Here is a 16,068-nt window from a genome sequence, read left to right as displayed (position 1 = left end):
CCGTTGCTGTCGGACATTCTTGTACATATCTTGGGAGAAAGACGCATCTTTTATAAATACACAACCTTATGGTGGGTATAGTTGTATGCCCGGTAACAGCACTCATACTGATCGAACTATGGAAGAGCAAACGCAGAGATCGGACGGCGCGGAACGGATCAGCCGCCGAAAGCTCATCGCGGCGACCGGTGCGGCATCGGTCACCGGATTGGCTGGCTGTAGCGGTGGCAGCGGAAACGGCGGCAACGGGAACGGTGGCGGCGGCAACGGGAACGGCAACGGCAACGGGAACGGTGGCGGCGAACCCGAAAAGCCGGACTCGATCACGGTTCGCGCCTGGGGAGGGGCTTGGCAGGACAACCTCGACGAGTACGTCTCGACGCCGTTCACCGAGGAGACCGGCATCGAGGTCGAATACGACAATTCGGACGAGGACCAGATGCAAGCGCAAATCCGGACCGCGCTCCAGCAGGACCGGGAACCGCCGGTCAACGTTCAGTGGTCGCTCACGAAGACGAGTTTTCAGTCCTTCGAGTTGGAGCTCATCGAGCCGCTCGACACCGATGTCGCCCCGAACATCACGAACTTGCTTGACGCCGCGAAACCCGACGCTGGCGACGTCGAATGGCCGTTCGTGAACCTCTACTCGTACACGTACGCACTCACCTACAACACCGACGAGATCGAGTCGGAGCCGACTTCCTGGAGCATGTGGTGGGACGACGAGTGGCAAAACCAGATCGGTCTGTATCCGAGTGGGCATGGTATAACACCCCTCTTAGCCGAGATGACGGACACCGAACTCGGGCCGGTCGAAGAGATGGGGCCGATCTGGGACGAGTACGAGAGCCTCCGTCCGAACGTTGGGACGATCGGCGAGGACTCAGAGCTCACCCAGAGCCTCCGGCAGGGCGAGGTCGCTATGGCGGTGTTGCTACCGGCGAACATCGTCAACGCCCAAGATGACGGCGCGCCCGTCGACTACACCATCCCGGAGGAGGGCGCGCGTGCGGGTCGTGACACGATGTGGGTCCCACGGGGGCAAAGTGAGTCCGAGACGTACTGGAGTCAAAAGTACATCAATACGGCCGCGAGCGACGAGGTCATCGGTCCGTGGTGTGTGAACCTCGGCGTGGCACCCCTCTATGCGGACGCGGAGATCCCAACCTGGATGGAAGAAGATCTCGCCTACCCAACGGACGAAGAGCAGTTCAACCAGATGATCGTGCCGCCGCTGGACATCATGACAGAATACGAACCCAACTGGGAGAGCCGCGTCAACGAGATTATGGGCTCCTAGATCAACTGACGGCGTTTCTGAACAAATATCGACAGGATCGGCCGTTGCCATGCCGACCGGTCGTCGTACACACGTATCGCTCAACGCCCGTATATCCCCTGAGAGTACGTATCACGCGGGCTTTGGTACCTGCGGAGGTGATTTGTAACCAGCTGAATCAGTCGGACTGTCTCAAGACAGCGAATTGATCAGTTCCAGCTTTTCGTGGATCGAGAACACCCCGATCGCCGCACCGGCGACCCGATTACCGCGTCTCGCAGCCGCAGTAACCGACGCGCCCGCCGAGAGGGCCGAAATGAAACCCGCGTTGAAGAAGTCACCGGCACCACAGGTATCGACGGCCGTAGCGAAGTCGGTCGGGACGGTCTTGATGCCGTCGGTGTCGACAACGAGACAGCCTTCCTCGCCGGCCTTGATGATGCACGACCCGACGCCGCGATCAACGAGTGTGCCAGCGGCGTCGGAGATAGAATCCGAGCCTCCCAGTCGACGAACTTCGGTGTCGTTGGCAAGCAGGTAGTCGATTGACGGGAGGATCTCGTCGAACGCCTCCTGCCAGCCGGATGGCGACCAGTTCGTATCGAGCAAGATCGGCGCGTCGGATTCGCTCAACGTCTGGATAGCGGCAACGCCGTCGACGCTCCAGAGATATGGTGCCTGTGCGAACCCGGAGATGAGGACGATATCCGCGGATCCAACATCGGGGGGTTCTACCGAGGTGGTTGCAGCCGCGCCGCGATACGTCACGAACGATCGATCGGTGTCCGTGAGGATCGCTGCCGCGGTACTTATACCCGTATCCGGGATCCGATCGACCAACTCGGTGTTGACGCCGTGATCACTCATAAACGTGAGCCACTGCTCGGAGAGCGGATCCGTCCCGATGGGGGTCGAGACCCGAACGTCGACGTCCTGAGCGGCCAAACCCAGTGACGCATAACCTGCGGACCCACCGGGGCGAACCTCGAATCGCGATGCGACCATCTCCTCGCCGGGATTGGGGACGTGGTCGACGTCTCCGAAGACGAAATCAACGATGGCATCGCCGACGACAAGCACCTCGCTCATTGGCGAGTGACCCATCGTGAGTTTCGATCACTACCGAAGCGGAGATCGTTGTTTCCCATGTCTCTGCGTTTACTATCCGTTCACTACCGTGGAAAATGTGACGATCGGGCGATCATTCGACATCATCCCAGAATCGAGACGATCGTAGCCCCGATCACGACAAGAACGGCAGATACGATAACACGCCACGTAACACGTTCCAGGCGCTGTGGAAGAAACAATGCGGATACCCCTATCACGATCAGTGGGGTTAGTTGGAGCAGCGGCATGACGAGCGCGACCGAACCGATCTCGAGCGCCGCAAAGTACGCTATGAACCCGATCGTAGTCGACACCCCACCAGCGATATACCACGCCGTATTGGAACTGCGTATCGGGATCCGATTTAGCGAATTGGTCCAAGCGAGATACAGAGTGTAACAGACCGTTGCAGAGCACGCCATCACGAACAGACCCGGCAGGACCGGCGTCCCCGCTGCGAGCCCAGTCGACACGAATATCGGCTCGATTCCAATAGCCACCGCAGCAGCGACCGGCAGTAGCAGTGTCGCTCCGGTTTTTCGAGTCGACTGAACGGTGTTCGTCACAGTCGCGGTCTCCCAAGAGACAACCGCAATTCCGACGACGATGAGTACGATTCCGATATAATGACCGACTGTCGGTCGCTCCCCGAGGAATATAACCGCAAAGACCGTCGCAAACAGCGCGTTTGATGCGATAACGGGGGAAGTGATGTTTGCACCGAGGCGTTTGATACTCGTGAACATCAGTACTCGAGCGACGACCATGCCAGCGAAGCCGGCGACTGCGAAGGATACGACTGAACGTGGGGTGAAGAACTCCAACTGAGGTCGCCCGTGAAAGAGAAAAATAGCCGGTACAATCAGCAGTACGTTACTCAGTAATACTATCAAAACTGCATCGGAGACACTACCAGTGTCCGTTCCGAGCCGAATACAGAGAAACTGTCCGGCGAATCCGATAGACGCGACCCCTGCCAATAAAACCCCTAATACCGAGGTAGACACTTCAAGAACCATGTCTTTCAATTCTACGTGACCATAATAATATCTCTGAAAAGCTGTGTAACGGAGGTTCCTCGGACGCCACAACTGACCGGCCAGCACAGTCTCGGTGGTTATCGCGACGGGTTTCTGTCGGCGGGACCCGTCGAGCGTCTCTGAACGACACTCCCAACCGGTTCCCGAACCGTTGTAGCCACCGAAGACCAGTCCCGAAAAGACCTGAACACACTCGTTGATCCAGACCCTCACGGCTTCGACACCGGCTGCCGCATGATGTGTAAGCGAAAGGTCCGTCCTGGCGATGGCCGAGGCGAGTCCGATCAGCCATCTTTCAGCGTGCGACCAATGTGGTCCGCCGTCAGGAGTGCGTCGGCGACGGCTGTGGGCGTCACCTCGAACGGTTCGTTGTGAATCGTCTCGGTCGGCTCACAGGCCGCCTCGGCGGCCCGCTGGAGGGTCGCCGCGTCCGCGTCCGCGAGCCCGATTCCCGCGAGCGTGACCGGCAAGCCGAGTTCGATCGAGAGCTCGATGAACCCGTGGAGTTCGTCCCTCGAGCGCCCCTCCAAGACGAGTTGGGTGATCGTGCCGACGTTGACCTTCTCACCGTGGGTCGCGCCGTGGACTTCGAGGTGTGTCAGGCCGTCGTGGATCGCGTGGGCTGCGGCCAGACCGCCACTTTCGAAGCCGAGTCCGCTCATGAGCGTATTGGCCTCGACGACCGCTTCGACGCTCGGCGTCACCGCGTCCTGTTCGACGGCCCGCACCGCGTCGACGCCGTGTTCGTCGATCGTCTCGTAGGCCTCTCGGGCGATCGCGTGTGCGGTCCGCGTCGAGCGGCCCTCGAAGACGTTTTTCCCGTGTGCTCGATACGCCGCGTCGGCCTCGAACCACGTGGCCAGCGCGTCGGCAATACCGGAGCGGAACAGCCGCGTCGGTGCCCTCGCGATGAGTCCGGTGTCGACTAAAACGAGGTCCGGATTGACACCGTGGAACTGCAACGCCTCGAAGTCACCCGACTCGGTGTAGATGACCGACAGGCTGCTGGTCGGTGCGTCCGTCGAGGCGATCGTCGGCACTGTCACGAGAGGGGCCTCGAGCCGCGCGGCGACCGCCTTCGTGATGTCCAGCGTTCGCCCGCCGCCCGCCCCGACGACGACGTCGGCGGCGTCGATTTCATCGACGAGAGCCTCGATCACGCCGTTCGTCGGGACCTCATCGACTGCGATGGATTCGATCCTAAAGCCCGCCGCATCGAGGCCGGCACGCAGGGGTTCGGCGACGAGATCGACGATCTGCTCGTCGAGGAGCAACGCGGCCTGTGAGCCGTCCATCGGGAGATACTCCTCGATCGAGTCGATGACGCCCTCGCCCTGAACGTATCGTCCGGGCGACCCGAATATTCTGGTCACCGTTCGGCCTCCGCGGGGTCGTCCCGATCGAATCGCATGCGACGCCGTATGCATCCACCGATCATCAACCCGCTCCTGGCATTCGGAGGCGGTTCACGCCAGCTCACCGTCGATCGCCGCCTCGACGCGGTTCAGCAGGGTGGAGTCTGCGATTATATCCCGAGCAGCCTCGACGTCGGTACCGACCGTCCGATCCTCGTCGAGAAACGGGACGCGTTCGCGGATGGCCTCGTACGCCGCTCCCGTCCCGGTACCGGGATCCAGCCCCTCTAGAAAGTCCATCGCCTGTGCGGCACAGACCAGCTCCGCAGCGACGACGTGGCGCGTGTTCTCGGTGATTTCGCGCGCGTGGTGGGCGCTCGTTGCACTCATGCTCACGTGGTCCTCTTGGTTTCCGCTAACCGGGATATTGTCCGTCGACGGGCGACCGATCGAGCGGTTCGTACTGACGAGATCGGCGGCCGTGTACTGGACGATCATGTAGCCCGACTGGAGCCCGTTGTCGTCGGTGAGAAACGCCGGGAGGTGCTCCTCTTGGATGTTCGGATTGAGCAGCCGATCGATCCGTCGTTCGGCGATCGCGGCGATCTCGGTGAGCGCGCCGCTCACGTAATCCAGCGGGAGTGCGAGTGGTTCGCCGTGGAAGTTCCCCCCGGAGAGCACCGCCGCGTGCTCGGTTCCGCTCGCGCGGTCGTCGACACGCTCGGCGTCGAACACCAGCGGATTGTCGGTCGCGCTGTTGAGTTCGGTCGTCACGATCTCACGGAGATGCGCGAGCGAGTCCCGCACTGCGCCGTGCACCTGTGGCATACACCGGATCGAGTAGGGATCTTGTACCCGATCGCAGTTTCGGTGTGAGTCGATGATCTCCGAGCCATCGGTGAGGCGGCGAAGATTCTTCGCCGTCTCCGAATGTCCCGGATGCGGGCGAACGTCGTGGATACGGGGGTGAGCCGAGGCGGTCGTGCTCATCGTCACCTCCGTCGTCAACGCGCCGGCGATATCGGCCGCCCTCAGGATCCGCTCGGCGTCACACACCACGAGCGAGGCGAGCGCGACCGTCAACTGGGTGCCGTTGATGAGCGCGAGCCCCTCCTTTGCGCGGAGGCTAATCGGCTCCAGCCCTCGGCGGGCCAGTGCGGCCTCGCCCGGCAGTCGGTCGCCATCGACGAAGGCTGCCCCTTCACCGATGAAGATGAGCGCGAGGTGTGCCAGCGGGGCGAGATCGCCGCTCGCCCCGAGGCTTCCCTTCGATTTCACGACCGGGTGGACGCCCTCGTTGAGCATATCGACGAGGAGATCGATGACGCGCTCGCGGATACCCGAAAACCCCTTGACGAGCGCGTTCAGCCGCGTGACCATCATCCCACGGACTTCGGGAACGGCGAGATTCTCCCCGGCCCCCGCGGCGTGACTCCGGATCAGGTTTCGTTGGAGCGACTGGATATCGGCTTCCGGGATGCGTTTTTGAACGAGCTCACCGAAGCCGGTGTTGACGCCGTAGACGGCCTCGTCAGTGTCGAGGATGTCCTCGATGCGTTCGCGGGACGTACGGACGTCCTCGCGGGCCTGCTCCGCGACCGCGACCGTTGCGTCGTGTCGGGCCACCGCCTCGACGTCCGCGGGCGTCAGGCTCTCGCCATCGACGACGATCTCAGTCATGATACACCACCTCGCCGTCCTTGAGAACCGTCTCGATCGTACTGATCCCGAAATTATACGGGATTTGGTCCACGCTCGATACAGAGGAAATGATCACGTCACCGGGTGCGCCCACTTGGAGCGTCCCGGTTCCGTTGGTCCGATCGAGCGCCTTCGCGGCGACCGCTGTCGCCGATCTGAGGGCCGTATCGGGTGCCATTCGCATGCCGTGACACGCCAAGTCGACGGCGAACTCCATGCTCATCGAGTGGCAGTTGGGGTTGAAATCAGTCGCGATGGCGACCTCCTCGAACAGCGTGGGATCCGCATACTCGGTATCGAGGGTGAATGCCGTGCCGGGGAGCAATACGGGCGTGACGTCGGCCGCAGCGAGGGCCTCGGCGTCTTCGGCGGTCGCCTGCAGCAGGTGGTCGGCGCTGGCCGCCTCGACGTCAGCGGCCACCCGAGCACCGCCGATGCGTTCGAACTCTTCGGCGTGAACCTTCGGCGTTAGACCGGCGTCCGCCCCCGCTTCGAGTACCCGACGGGACTGCTCGGTCGTGAACACACCTGCCTCACAGAACACGTCGCAAAACTCGGCCAGATCGGCGACCGCGGGGAGTTGGTCGTCGATGACCGTCTCAACGTACTCGTCGGTGTCCGACCCCGCCGGCACGTCGTGGGCACCCATGAACGTGGACACGACGTCGAGCGGGTGCCGGTCGGCGGCCACGTCGATCGCCTCTAGGAGTTTGCGTTCGGCCTCGACCGAGAGGCCGTACCCGGATTTCACCTCTACGGTCGTCGTTCCGTGAGCGACCATCTGGTCGAGCCGTGCCAACAGCCCTTCGACGAGTTCAGCCATCGAGGCCGCGCGGACCGCCTCGACGGTGCGCAATATCCCGCCGCCTTCGTTTCTGATCTCTTGATAGCTCTTTCCCTCGAGTTTTGCGGTGAACTCTTCCGATCGGTCGCCCGCAAAGACGGCGTGTGTGTGTGAGTCGACGAAACCGGGGAGGACGACCTTCCCCGACGCGTCGATCGCACCGGCCGCGTTTTCGGGCGGGAACTCGTGCGTCACGGCGTCGGTCGATCCGCTCGCGACGATGGTCCCCTCGCTGATCGCGACGGCGGCGTCCGCTATTCGGGTGACGGTCGACCCGGTGGGATCGAGGAGCTCTGCGGCGTCGTGAATGACGGTGTAATCGGTCATGGTCGAGTGATCGACGGCTGCTCGGCGGGCGCGAGCGAGCGGGGAGACATCACTCCTCACCGCCCATGGGGATCTCGACGTTCGAGCGTTCGGCCTCTTCGAGTGCGGTCTCGTAGCCGGCGTCGGCGTGCCGGACGACGCCCATCCCCGGATCGGTGGTGAACACTCGCATGGCCGTTTTGGCCGCCCGCTCCGTCCCATCGAGGACGACGTGGTTGTTGGTGTGGACGGCGTTGCCGATGCCGACGCCGCCGCCGTCGTGGACGCTGACGATGTCGGCGCCCGCAGCGCAGTTCAACAGGGCGTTCAGTATCGGCCAATCGGCGACCGCATCGCTACCGTCCTTCATCGCCTCCGTCTCCCGGTTCGGTGAGGCGACACTTCCCGCGTCGAGGTGATCTCGCGTCACGACGATCGGGGCGGTGATCGCGCCGTCGGCGACAAGCTGGTTGATGCGCAGGGCGAACTGTGCACGTTCGGTCAGCTCGTCGTCGGGATCGACGGCGTCGACGTCGTCGAGGCCCACCTCGGTTGCCCGAGTCGTTTCGTACCCGAGCCAACACACCCGTGAGGGTAGTCCCTGAAACTCGACGTGTTCCTGTGCGAGATCGATCCACCGACGCAGTCGCTCCTTAGTCGGAAACAGCTCCAGTACCGCGTCGTCCGTCCGGTAGATGTCGGACTCCTCGCCGGAGAGCGCGAGCCACCGGAACGGGCCCTGCCCCCGACAGAACATGGGCCGGATGTACGCCGGGACGAACCCGGGGAAATCGAACGCGTCGTCGCGTCCTCGGTGCTCTTTAACCTGTCCGCGGATGTTGTTTCCGTACTCGAAGGCGACCGCGCCAGCGCGTTGCATCGCCAAGATCGCGTCGACGTGGCGCTCCATCGTGTCGAGACTCTCCGTGCGGTAGCGCTCCGGATCCCGCTCGCGCAGGGCATCCGCCTCGTCGAGGGTGTAGCCGCTCGGATAGTATCCCTCCAGTGCGTCGTGAGCCGACGTCTGATCCGTGACGACGTCCGGGATCACGTCCCGTTCGAGAAGTTCCTCGTACATGTCCGCCGCGTTTATGTGCACGCCGACGCTGTAGGGCTTGCCGGCTTCGACCGCGGCCAGCGCACGTTCGATCGCCGTATCGAGATCATTGGCGATCTCCTGACAGTAGCCGGTCTCGATCCGGCGCTGGATCCGATCCGCATCGATGTCCGCGACCAGGCAGACGCCCCCGTTCATCGTGACGGCGAGCGGTTGGGCACCACCCATCCCGCCGAGGCCCGCGGTGACGACGAGTTTGCCGGACAGATCGCCGCCAAAGTGTTGGTCGGCACACTTAGCCAGCGTCTCGTAGGTCCCCTGGATGATACCCTGGGTTCCGATGTAGGCCCACGAGCCTGCCGTCATCTGCCCATACATCATGAGTCCCTCGGCCTCCAGTTCGTGGAAGTGCTCCCAGTCGTCCCAGTGACCGACGAGGTTCGAATTCGCGATGAGCACGCGGGGGGCCATCTCGTGGGTCCGGAACCGGCCGACCGGCTTGCCGCTCTGGACGAGCAGTGTCTCATCGTCGTCGAGCGACGTGAGCTGGTCCATGATTGCGTCGTAGGCGTCCCAGCTACGGGCTGCGCGGCCGGTTCCGCCATACACGACGAGGCGTTCGGGGTCCTCGCCCACATCTGGATCGAGGTTGTTGTTCAACAGCCGTAGCGCCGCCTCCTGTCGCCAACCGTTGGTCCGCAACTCCGTACCCGTCGGGGCACCCTTGAGTTCCTGCCATCTGGTACTGGGTTGACGCTGATTGTCGGACATCGTTCTCACCGTGACCTCAGGCAACGACGGGCAAAGGCGTAGAGCCGTCATATGGCGGCTCATTTAAATCGGCAGTCGGATTGAGGCGTTCCGTCAGGACTCGACCACGCGTTGGAACCGGTTCATCGCCTCACGGATCGTGTCGGTGTCCGTGGCGTACGAAAACCGCAAGAATCCTTCGCCCCCGGGTCCGAAGACGGAGCCGGGGACGGAGCCGACGTTGGCGTCCTCCAGGAGTCTCATCGTGAGCTCGCGACTGGAGTCCGTCACCGCGGAGACGTCGGCGAAGACGTAAAACGCTCCCTTCGGATTGCCGGGCTCGATACCGTCGATATCGCGCAGTCGATTGAGGATGAGCGCGCGTCGATCGGCGAACGCCGCGTGGATCTCTTCGACGACCTCGGGGTGATCGAGCGCGGCGCTGGCGGCGATCTGAGACGGTTCGGCGGCACACGATATCGTGTGCTCTTGGAGAACCCGCATCGCCGAGATGACCCTCGCCGGACCCGACGCATAGCCCAGCCGCCACCCGGTCATCGCGTAGGATTTTGAGAAGCTGTGGATCGTGATCGTCCGCTCGAAAAGGGGAGAGTCGCTGGCGAGAGAGTGGTGTGTCGCGTCGTCGTAGACGAGGTCCTCGTAGGTTTCGTCCAAGATTCCCCACAGGTCCGACTCGTCAAGGAACGCCCCGACCTCGCGGAGCCGGTGAGGCGGAATGACAGCGCCCGTCGGATTGGTTGGCGTGTTCAGGAGAATACCGACCGTGTCCTCGGTCGCCGCGGCCCGGATGGCGTCGATCGTCGGCACGAAGTTTTCCTCCTGTGTGGTCGGCACCGCGACGAGCGTCGCGCCCGCGCTCGCGAGATGACCCGCGTAGTTCGGCCAGTACGGAGCGGGCACGAGTACCTCGTCGCCGTCCTCACAGAGGACCTGCGTCGCGGCGAAGATCGCTCCCATCGCGCCCGGTGTGACGATGAGTTCCGAGCCCGGTTTGGCGTCGATTCCGTTTTGGGTTCGAAGTTTGCTCGACAGCGCTTCCCGAAGCCCCTCGCGGCCGAGCGTTTGGGTGTAGTTTCCGACGCCCGCTCCGATCGCGTCGCCGACGGCCTCGGCGATCGGAGCGGGCGTCGCGAAGTCCGGCTCGCCGATACTCATATCGTACAGTTCGTCGTAGGCCTGTGCCGCGTCGAATATCTCCCGAATGCCGGATTCGGGCATCCGTGTGGCTCGCCTCGCGAGATCGGACTCCTCGAACATACGATAACGGGCCGCGAACGCGGGGAAACGATACCCCCTCCATACGGTGGTCCGCGTCCGAAGCAGCGCGAATTGATGCCCGATCGAGACCCGAGCGCACAGCGGCCGGACAGGGATCAACGGGAAGATCAACGCGGCCGCATCTACGAAAACGATGCGATACGGTAGCGTGGGATTTTATTCTAAATTAACAAATGTATGTTCGGAAGCGCGGGTCAAATCTTTGATACTGGATGGCATTTGGGAGGAATACCGCGCTAATCGGTATAGTTATCACGGCGAACGAGGATGGTCTCACCATCCACATGGACTGCCGTACCGTTGGACCGGCGTTCGACATGGACCGAACGACGAGTACCGGGGCGCGGCGATATCGGCCCGTGCGGTCGACGGTAACCAACGGTGAAAAGAGAGCGGATCGGAGGAAATATTAATGGGTGTACACTCGTCAACGACTAGCATGCATACCGCATCGTTCAGTATCAACGATTCGAGCGCGTTCGGCGAGGTCACCTCCCAGACCAACCGGACGATCAGACTCTGGTGTAACGAGGATCGGGATCTGCTCCACGTAGCCGGCCCCATCGACGAGGAGGTGTTAGAGCACCTTCGGTCGACCGTCGGTATCCAAGGGCAGATGAGCCGACAGGACGAGGGGATCATCGTCACGGAGGGGTGTCTCAGGGAGCGATCGAGCGGTTATCTCGAGGAGTACGCCCAGGGATCCGGCTGTCTGTTGGTCGCGCCGTTGCGATACGAGCGCGGCGAGAAACGCTTTCAGGTGGTTGCCCTGAAGTCCTCTCAGATCTCGCAGTTCTATCACGACCTAGTCGATGACGGGAAACGCGTGACCGTCGACTCCAAACGAGAGCTCGAGAGCGTCGATCTGCATCGGGACGAGCCGCTGATCGCGCCCAGCGATATGATATCGGATTTCACATGCCGCCAGCGCGAAGTCCTCGAGACGGCCCACGACGACGGGTACTACGAACTGCCTCGCAAGACCACGACGGCGGAGATCGCCAAGAAGCTCGGCATCACCCGCCGAACCGTCGAGGAACACCTTCGACGAGGCGAAAAGAAGGTCATGGACGGGTTCGTCGGCCAGATTTAACGCTCGATCCGACCGACTCGGTCGGGAGGCTCGTGGGCACTCCCTGGCCGACGTGCAGGGAAAAGGGTATCAACGGTCACGCCGCTGTATCTCACGTGGATTTAACTGACCCACCATGCGGAGGGCCGTGTTATGTCTCCGGTGACCGAGCAGGGACAGCCAACAGACGATGGCAAGCCAAGGACTCGACGAAACCGTGACCGACAGCACAGACTCCGTCGTCCGCATCGATGGCGTGACCAAGGATTTCGGCTCACTCCGTGCGGTCGACGACGTGACGATCCCGATCGAGGACGGCGAATTTCTCACGATACTCGGGCCGAGCGGGGCGGGCAAGACAACCCTGTTGCACATGATCGCTGGCTTCGAAACGCCCAGTGACGGGGAGATATACATCGACAACGAGCCGGTTTCGGATAAGCCGCCGAACAAGCGCGATATCGGACTCGTCTTCCAGAGCCACGCGCTGTTTCCGCATATGACCGTCGAAGAGAACATCGCGTTCCCACTCAAGATGCGGCGCGAGAACCTCGAGAACATCACCGAGAAGGTCACCGACATCCTCGAACTCGTCCGCCTCCCGACCGATTACGTGGACAAACCGGTCGATGACCTCTCCGGCGGCCAACAACAGCGCGTCGCGTTCGCCCGCGCGATCGTGTATGAGCCGACGCTGTTGTTGCTCGACGAACCGCTGAGTTCGCTCGATAAGAAGCTCCGAGAGGAGATGCGGGCGGAGTTGACCCGGATCCACGAGGAGACCGAACTGACCATCGTCCACGTCACCCATAACCAGACCGAGGCACTCTCGATGGCGGACCGCATCGCGGTGATTCGCGACGGCGGCCTCGAACAGTTGGCTCCCGTCCAAGAGTTATACGCCGCCCCGGAGACGCCGTTCGTCGCCGACTTCATCGGCAACACGACGCTGCTCTACGGAACGATCATCGACCGCGGCGAGGAGACATCGACCGTCGCCATCGATGACGGGACGGTTCGGATCCCGAGCGGGATCGGGGTGGACCGCTCGGACGTCGTCATCGCGCTCCGGGCCGAACAGGTCACGCTCGGTCCCGACAGCGTGAACACCGTCGAGGGCACGCTCGAACAGGTGTCTTTCGAGGGCGACCGAACGCAGTATCACGTCTCCGTCCCCGCCTTCGGAGAGACGATCCGGCTCGTTACCCCAAACCATGGCGAGCGCATCGTCCACGAACGGGGCGACACGGTCACGATCGGCTGGGACCCCGAGGACGCGTTCGTCTATCCGGACGAATAAACGGGTGAGCCGCCTCTCGACCGTCGATCACTGACCGAGTACGTCAGGATTCACCAACCCCTCCGTTTTGTCCCCCCGGTAGGCCTTGACGGCGATTTCCGTCCCTCGACGCCGGAGGACGCGCGCCGTCCGCGTCGAGTACCAAGCCGCATGCGGCGTCACGAGCACGTCGTCCCGATCGAGAAGCGGGTTCTCGGCGCTCGGCGGTTCCCGCTGGAGAACGTCGAGGCCGGCACCCCGGAGTCGGTCGTCATCGAGGGCGTCGAGGAGCGCGCCCTCATCGAGGATGTCGCCGCGCGCCGTGTTGATGATGATCGCGTCGTCGTGCAGCCGTGCGATCGCGTCGGCATCGATCAATCCCTCGGTCTCGTCGGTCAGCGGTGCGTGGATGGAGAGGATGTCGGCCGTCGAGAGCAGCGTCTCGAAGCCGACCGATCGGACACCCTCTGCCTCGATCGCCACGTCGTCGACGTAGGGGTCGTACGCACAGACGTCAAAATCGAGAGCGAGCGCCTTCTCGGCGGTCGCTCGACCCTTGTTTCCGAACGCGAGGAGTCCAACGGTGAGATCAGAGGTCGGACGCAACGGTGCAGCATCGGAAAACGACCACGTAGCGTCGACGGCGGCGGCGTCGTAGGTCGGAATACCGCGAACGAACGCCATCGCGAGCGAGAGCGCGTGCATGCCGACCTCGTCGTTACAGTACCGTGGAACGCGAGTCACTCGAACCCCGCGATCGGTTGCCGCGTCGATGTCGATGCCGTCGATCCCCGTGGCGTAGCGCGAGACGACCGAACATCCCGTCGCGTCCATGCTCTCAGCCGAGACGCCCGTGTAATGTGAGAGCAGGAGATCCGCGGCCCCGACCGCATCGGGGATCTCCTCGTCGGCACAGTCTATTCCCTCGACCACGACATCGTCCAAAAGACGCTCGAAGTGGGTTCGCTCCGCCGCTACGTCGCCGAACCAGTCGGGGTCGAGCATGACAACGCGTGTCGTCTCGTTCATAAAGGTCGGAATCGCCGCGTATCGGATATACCCACTGCCTCCATATGTGTCCCCGATCGAGTGTTCGGTCGAATGGCGCGTTCGGGTGACAGCCGACCGGAGGCCCCGTTCGGACCGGTGTCGACCGGGACCCTCGTCCGGAGATGTGTCAGAGCTCTCGAATCACGTCGCCATCGGGATCGATCTCCGCCACGTCCGCCTCGGTGAAGGGCACCGCTACCTCGATCTCGACCAGGTAGTCCTCGTTGGCCAGTTGTTCGTGTCCCAAGACGGTGTGACATGGGTACGGTTCGGAAAACGTCTCCCAGTAGACGTCCTTGTAACCGTCGTAGTAGTGCGCTTTCGGATCGACGATGTGTGTCGTTACTTTCGCCACGTCGGCGTACCGCTTGCCGACTGTTTCGAGGAGGATACCAACATTCTGGTAGGCCTTCCGGGCCTGCGTTTCGATGTCATCGCCGACGACGTTCGCGTCCGAATCCATCGCCACCTGCCCCGCCATGTAGAACGTCTCGTCGTGGATTATTGCGTGGTTGTAGCCGATCTCGCGGGCGTTTTTCAGCTCCCGGGGGTTGATCGCATAGCGAGTCATACCGAACGATCCGGCGACGCTCACAAAAGGGTACCACCTCCGGACGGTGGTCATTCGGCGTCCGACGCCAGCGACCGGACCGCCTCGGCGAGGACGCCGCTGGCGACCACGCAGTCCTCCCAATCGGTCCACTCCCGCGGGGAGTGTGAAAACCCGCCCTCGGACGGCGCGAAGAGGAGTCCAGCGTCCGTCACGCCGCCGACGTTCGCCGTGTCGTGCATCGCCGCCGAGTAGAGCCGAATTAGATCGGTGTCCGGCGTCGTCGCGGCCGCCGCCGACAGACAGCGCTCGCTCATGGCGGTGGGCGGGGTGTCCCGATACCGCGAGAGCGACGTGGTGACGTCGCGACAGCGCTCGATGCGTGCGAGGCTCAATCGACAGCGCTCGACGATCGTGTCCATCGTCCCGTGATCGACGTCCCGAATATCGATGTGGTACTGCACTCGTTCGGGAATGATATTCCGCGCGTTCGGTTCGATGCTACCCTGTCCGACGGTGCCGACGGCGGCCTCGTGGGTCGTCGCGACTTCCTCGGCGACCCGTTCGAGCGCGAGGACAAACATCGAGCCGGCCGCGAGCGCGTCCGAGCGCTCGAACATCGGAGTTGCGCCAGCGTGATCGGCCGCTCCAGTCACCGTCACCTCACAGTTCGTGATCCCCGTGATCGATTCGACGAGGCCGACAGCAGCGTCGGCGTCGGTCAATTGCGTTCCCTGTTCGATATGTAGTTCCATCCACGCGTCCCACTCGCTGGCGTCTGTCATCTCCTCGCCGTGAAACCCAATCCCGTCGAGTCGTTCCCGTAGCGTGATCCCGTCGTCGTCTTCGAGTTCGAGCGCCTCTCGCGTGTCGAGTTCGCCGGTTGCCACGGACGATCCGAGCGTCCCGACGCCGAATCGAGCCCCCTCCTCCTCGGTGAAGCTGACGACCTCGATCGGTCTGTCGAGCGTGACATCGGCCTCCTGCATCGTTCGAACGCCCTCGAGGGCACCGTATGTGCCGAGCGGGCCGTCGAAGATGCCGCCGCGCGGGACGGAATCGAGGTGACTCCCGAAGGCGACGGGGGACCCATTGGGGTCACAACCGGGGGGTTCCCACCGTCCGACGATATTCCCGACCGCGTCACAGCGGACCTCGAGGTCGGCGTCTTCGAGCCGAGTGAGAAAGTACTCCCGGGCGCGTTTGTCCGCCTCGCTCCCCGTGAGTACGGTGCGCCCCTGGCCCACCTCGGCCGCCACCGCCCCGAACGTCGCGTTCGTCTCGATATCGTCCCGGAGTCGCTCCGCATCGAGTTCCATACGCACGTCTGTCGGGGCGATCCGATAAATCCCCGACCGCCATGTGGCGCGTGGCCG

At 62.9% G+C, this 16,068-nt stretch carries 13 protein-coding genes; 3 read left to right on the top strand and 10 right to left on the bottom strand.

The features are described 5' to 3' along the window. Window positions 1-118: 118 nt before the first annotated feature. On the top strand, window positions 119-1,300 hold the full coding sequence (locus tag R6U53_RS01100; RefSeq protein WP_410320534.1) for an extracellular solute-binding protein: 1,182 nt from the start codon (window positions 119-121) through the stop codon (window positions 1,298-1,300). Between the two features lie 171 nt (window positions 1,301-1,471). Here the strand turns inward: R6U53_RS01100 and R6U53_RS01095 are convergent, their stop codons facing one another. The 7 genes from R6U53_RS01095 to R6U53_RS01065 all read right to left on the bottom strand — a co-directional run bounded on the left by R6U53_RS01095 (window position 1,472) and on the right by R6U53_RS01065 (window position 10,720). Then, window positions 1,472-2,368, bottom strand: coding sequence for a carbohydrate kinase family protein (locus tag R6U53_RS01095; RefSeq protein WP_410320533.1), 897 nt, complete (start codon window positions 2,366-2,368; stop codon window positions 1,472-1,474). 122 nt (window positions 2,369-2,490) lie between these two features. Further along, window positions 2,491-3,408: a DMT family transporter gene (locus R6U53_RS01090; protein ID WP_410320532.1), complete on the bottom strand. Its 918-nt coding sequence runs from the start codon at window positions 3,406-3,408 to the stop codon at window positions 2,491-2,493. Window positions 3,409-3,713: 305 nt separating this feature from the next. Further along, on the bottom strand, window positions 3,714-4,802 hold the full coding sequence (locus tag R6U53_RS01085) for a glycerol dehydrogenase (RefSeq protein ID WP_410320531.1): 1,089 nt from the start codon (window positions 4,800-4,802) through the stop codon (window positions 3,714-3,716). A 93-nt stretch (window positions 4,803-4,895) separates the two neighbouring features. After that, entirely contained in the window at window positions 4,896-6,464 is a 1,569-nt protein-coding gene (gene hutH, locus R6U53_RS01080) for a histidine ammonia-lyase (protein ID WP_410320530.1), read from the bottom strand. After that, window positions 6,457-7,656, bottom strand: coding sequence for an imidazolonepropionase (gene hutI / locus R6U53_RS01075; protein ID WP_410320529.1), 1,200 nt, complete (start codon window positions 7,654-7,656; stop codon window positions 6,457-6,459). Before hutI ends, hutH begins: the two co-directional genes overlap by 8 nt. Before the next feature lie 49 nt (window positions 7,657-7,705). After that, window positions 7,706-9,463, bottom strand: a complete 1,758-nt coding sequence (gene hutU / locus R6U53_RS01070; protein ID WP_410320528.1) for a urocanate hydratase — start codon at window positions 9,461-9,463, stop codon at window positions 7,706-7,708. 93 nt (window positions 9,464-9,556) lie between these two features. Next, window positions 9,557-10,720 carry a pyridoxal phosphate-dependent aminotransferase gene (locus R6U53_RS01065; protein WP_410320527.1) on the bottom strand — a complete coding sequence of 388 codons (1,164 nt, stop codon included), beginning with the start codon at window positions 10,718-10,720 and terminating at the stop codon, window positions 9,557-9,559. Window positions 10,721-11,180: 460 nt separating this feature from the next. Between R6U53_RS01065 and R6U53_RS01060 the strand changes: the two genes are divergently transcribed. Together R6U53_RS01060 and R6U53_RS01055 are read left to right on the top strand one after the other, a co-directional pair. Next, window positions 11,181-11,834 (top strand): helix-turn-helix domain-containing protein, encoded by a 654-nt coding sequence (locus R6U53_RS01060; RefSeq protein ID WP_410320526.1) that lies wholly within the window; start codon window positions 11,181-11,183, stop codon window positions 11,832-11,834. Between the two features lie 169 nt (window positions 11,835-12,003). Next, entirely contained in the window at window positions 12,004-13,113 is a 1,110-nt protein-coding gene (locus R6U53_RS01055; protein WP_410320525.1) for an ABC transporter ATP-binding protein, read from the top strand. A 27-nt stretch (window positions 13,114-13,140) separates the two neighbouring features. Here R6U53_RS01055 and R6U53_RS01050 read toward each other — a convergent pair whose 3' ends face one another. The 3 genes from R6U53_RS01050 to R6U53_RS01040 form a co-directional block, all read right to left on the bottom strand. After that, complete coding sequence (locus tag R6U53_RS01050) at window positions 13,141-14,121, bottom strand: C-terminal binding protein (protein ID WP_410320524.1); 981 nt, start codon at window positions 14,119-14,121, stop codon at window positions 13,141-13,143. Between the two features lie 148 nt (window positions 14,122-14,269). Then, window positions 14,270-14,713, bottom strand: a complete 444-nt coding sequence (locus tag R6U53_RS01045; protein WP_410320523.1) for a RidA family protein — start codon at window positions 14,711-14,713, stop codon at window positions 14,270-14,272. A gap of 50 nt (window positions 14,714-14,763) precedes the next feature. Next, entirely contained in the window at window positions 14,764-16,011 is a 1,248-nt protein-coding gene (locus R6U53_RS01040) for a Zn-dependent hydrolase (protein ID WP_410320522.1), read from the bottom strand. Window positions 16,012-16,068: the final 57 nt, after the last annotated feature.

The sequence above is a fragment of the Natronomonas sp. genome (assembly GCF_046483325.1).
In the GTDB taxonomy this organism is placed as follows: Archaea; Halobacteriota; Halobacteria; order Halobacteriales; family Haloarculaceae; genus Natronomonas.
This window is presented reverse-complemented; position numbering and strand designations above follow the sequence as displayed.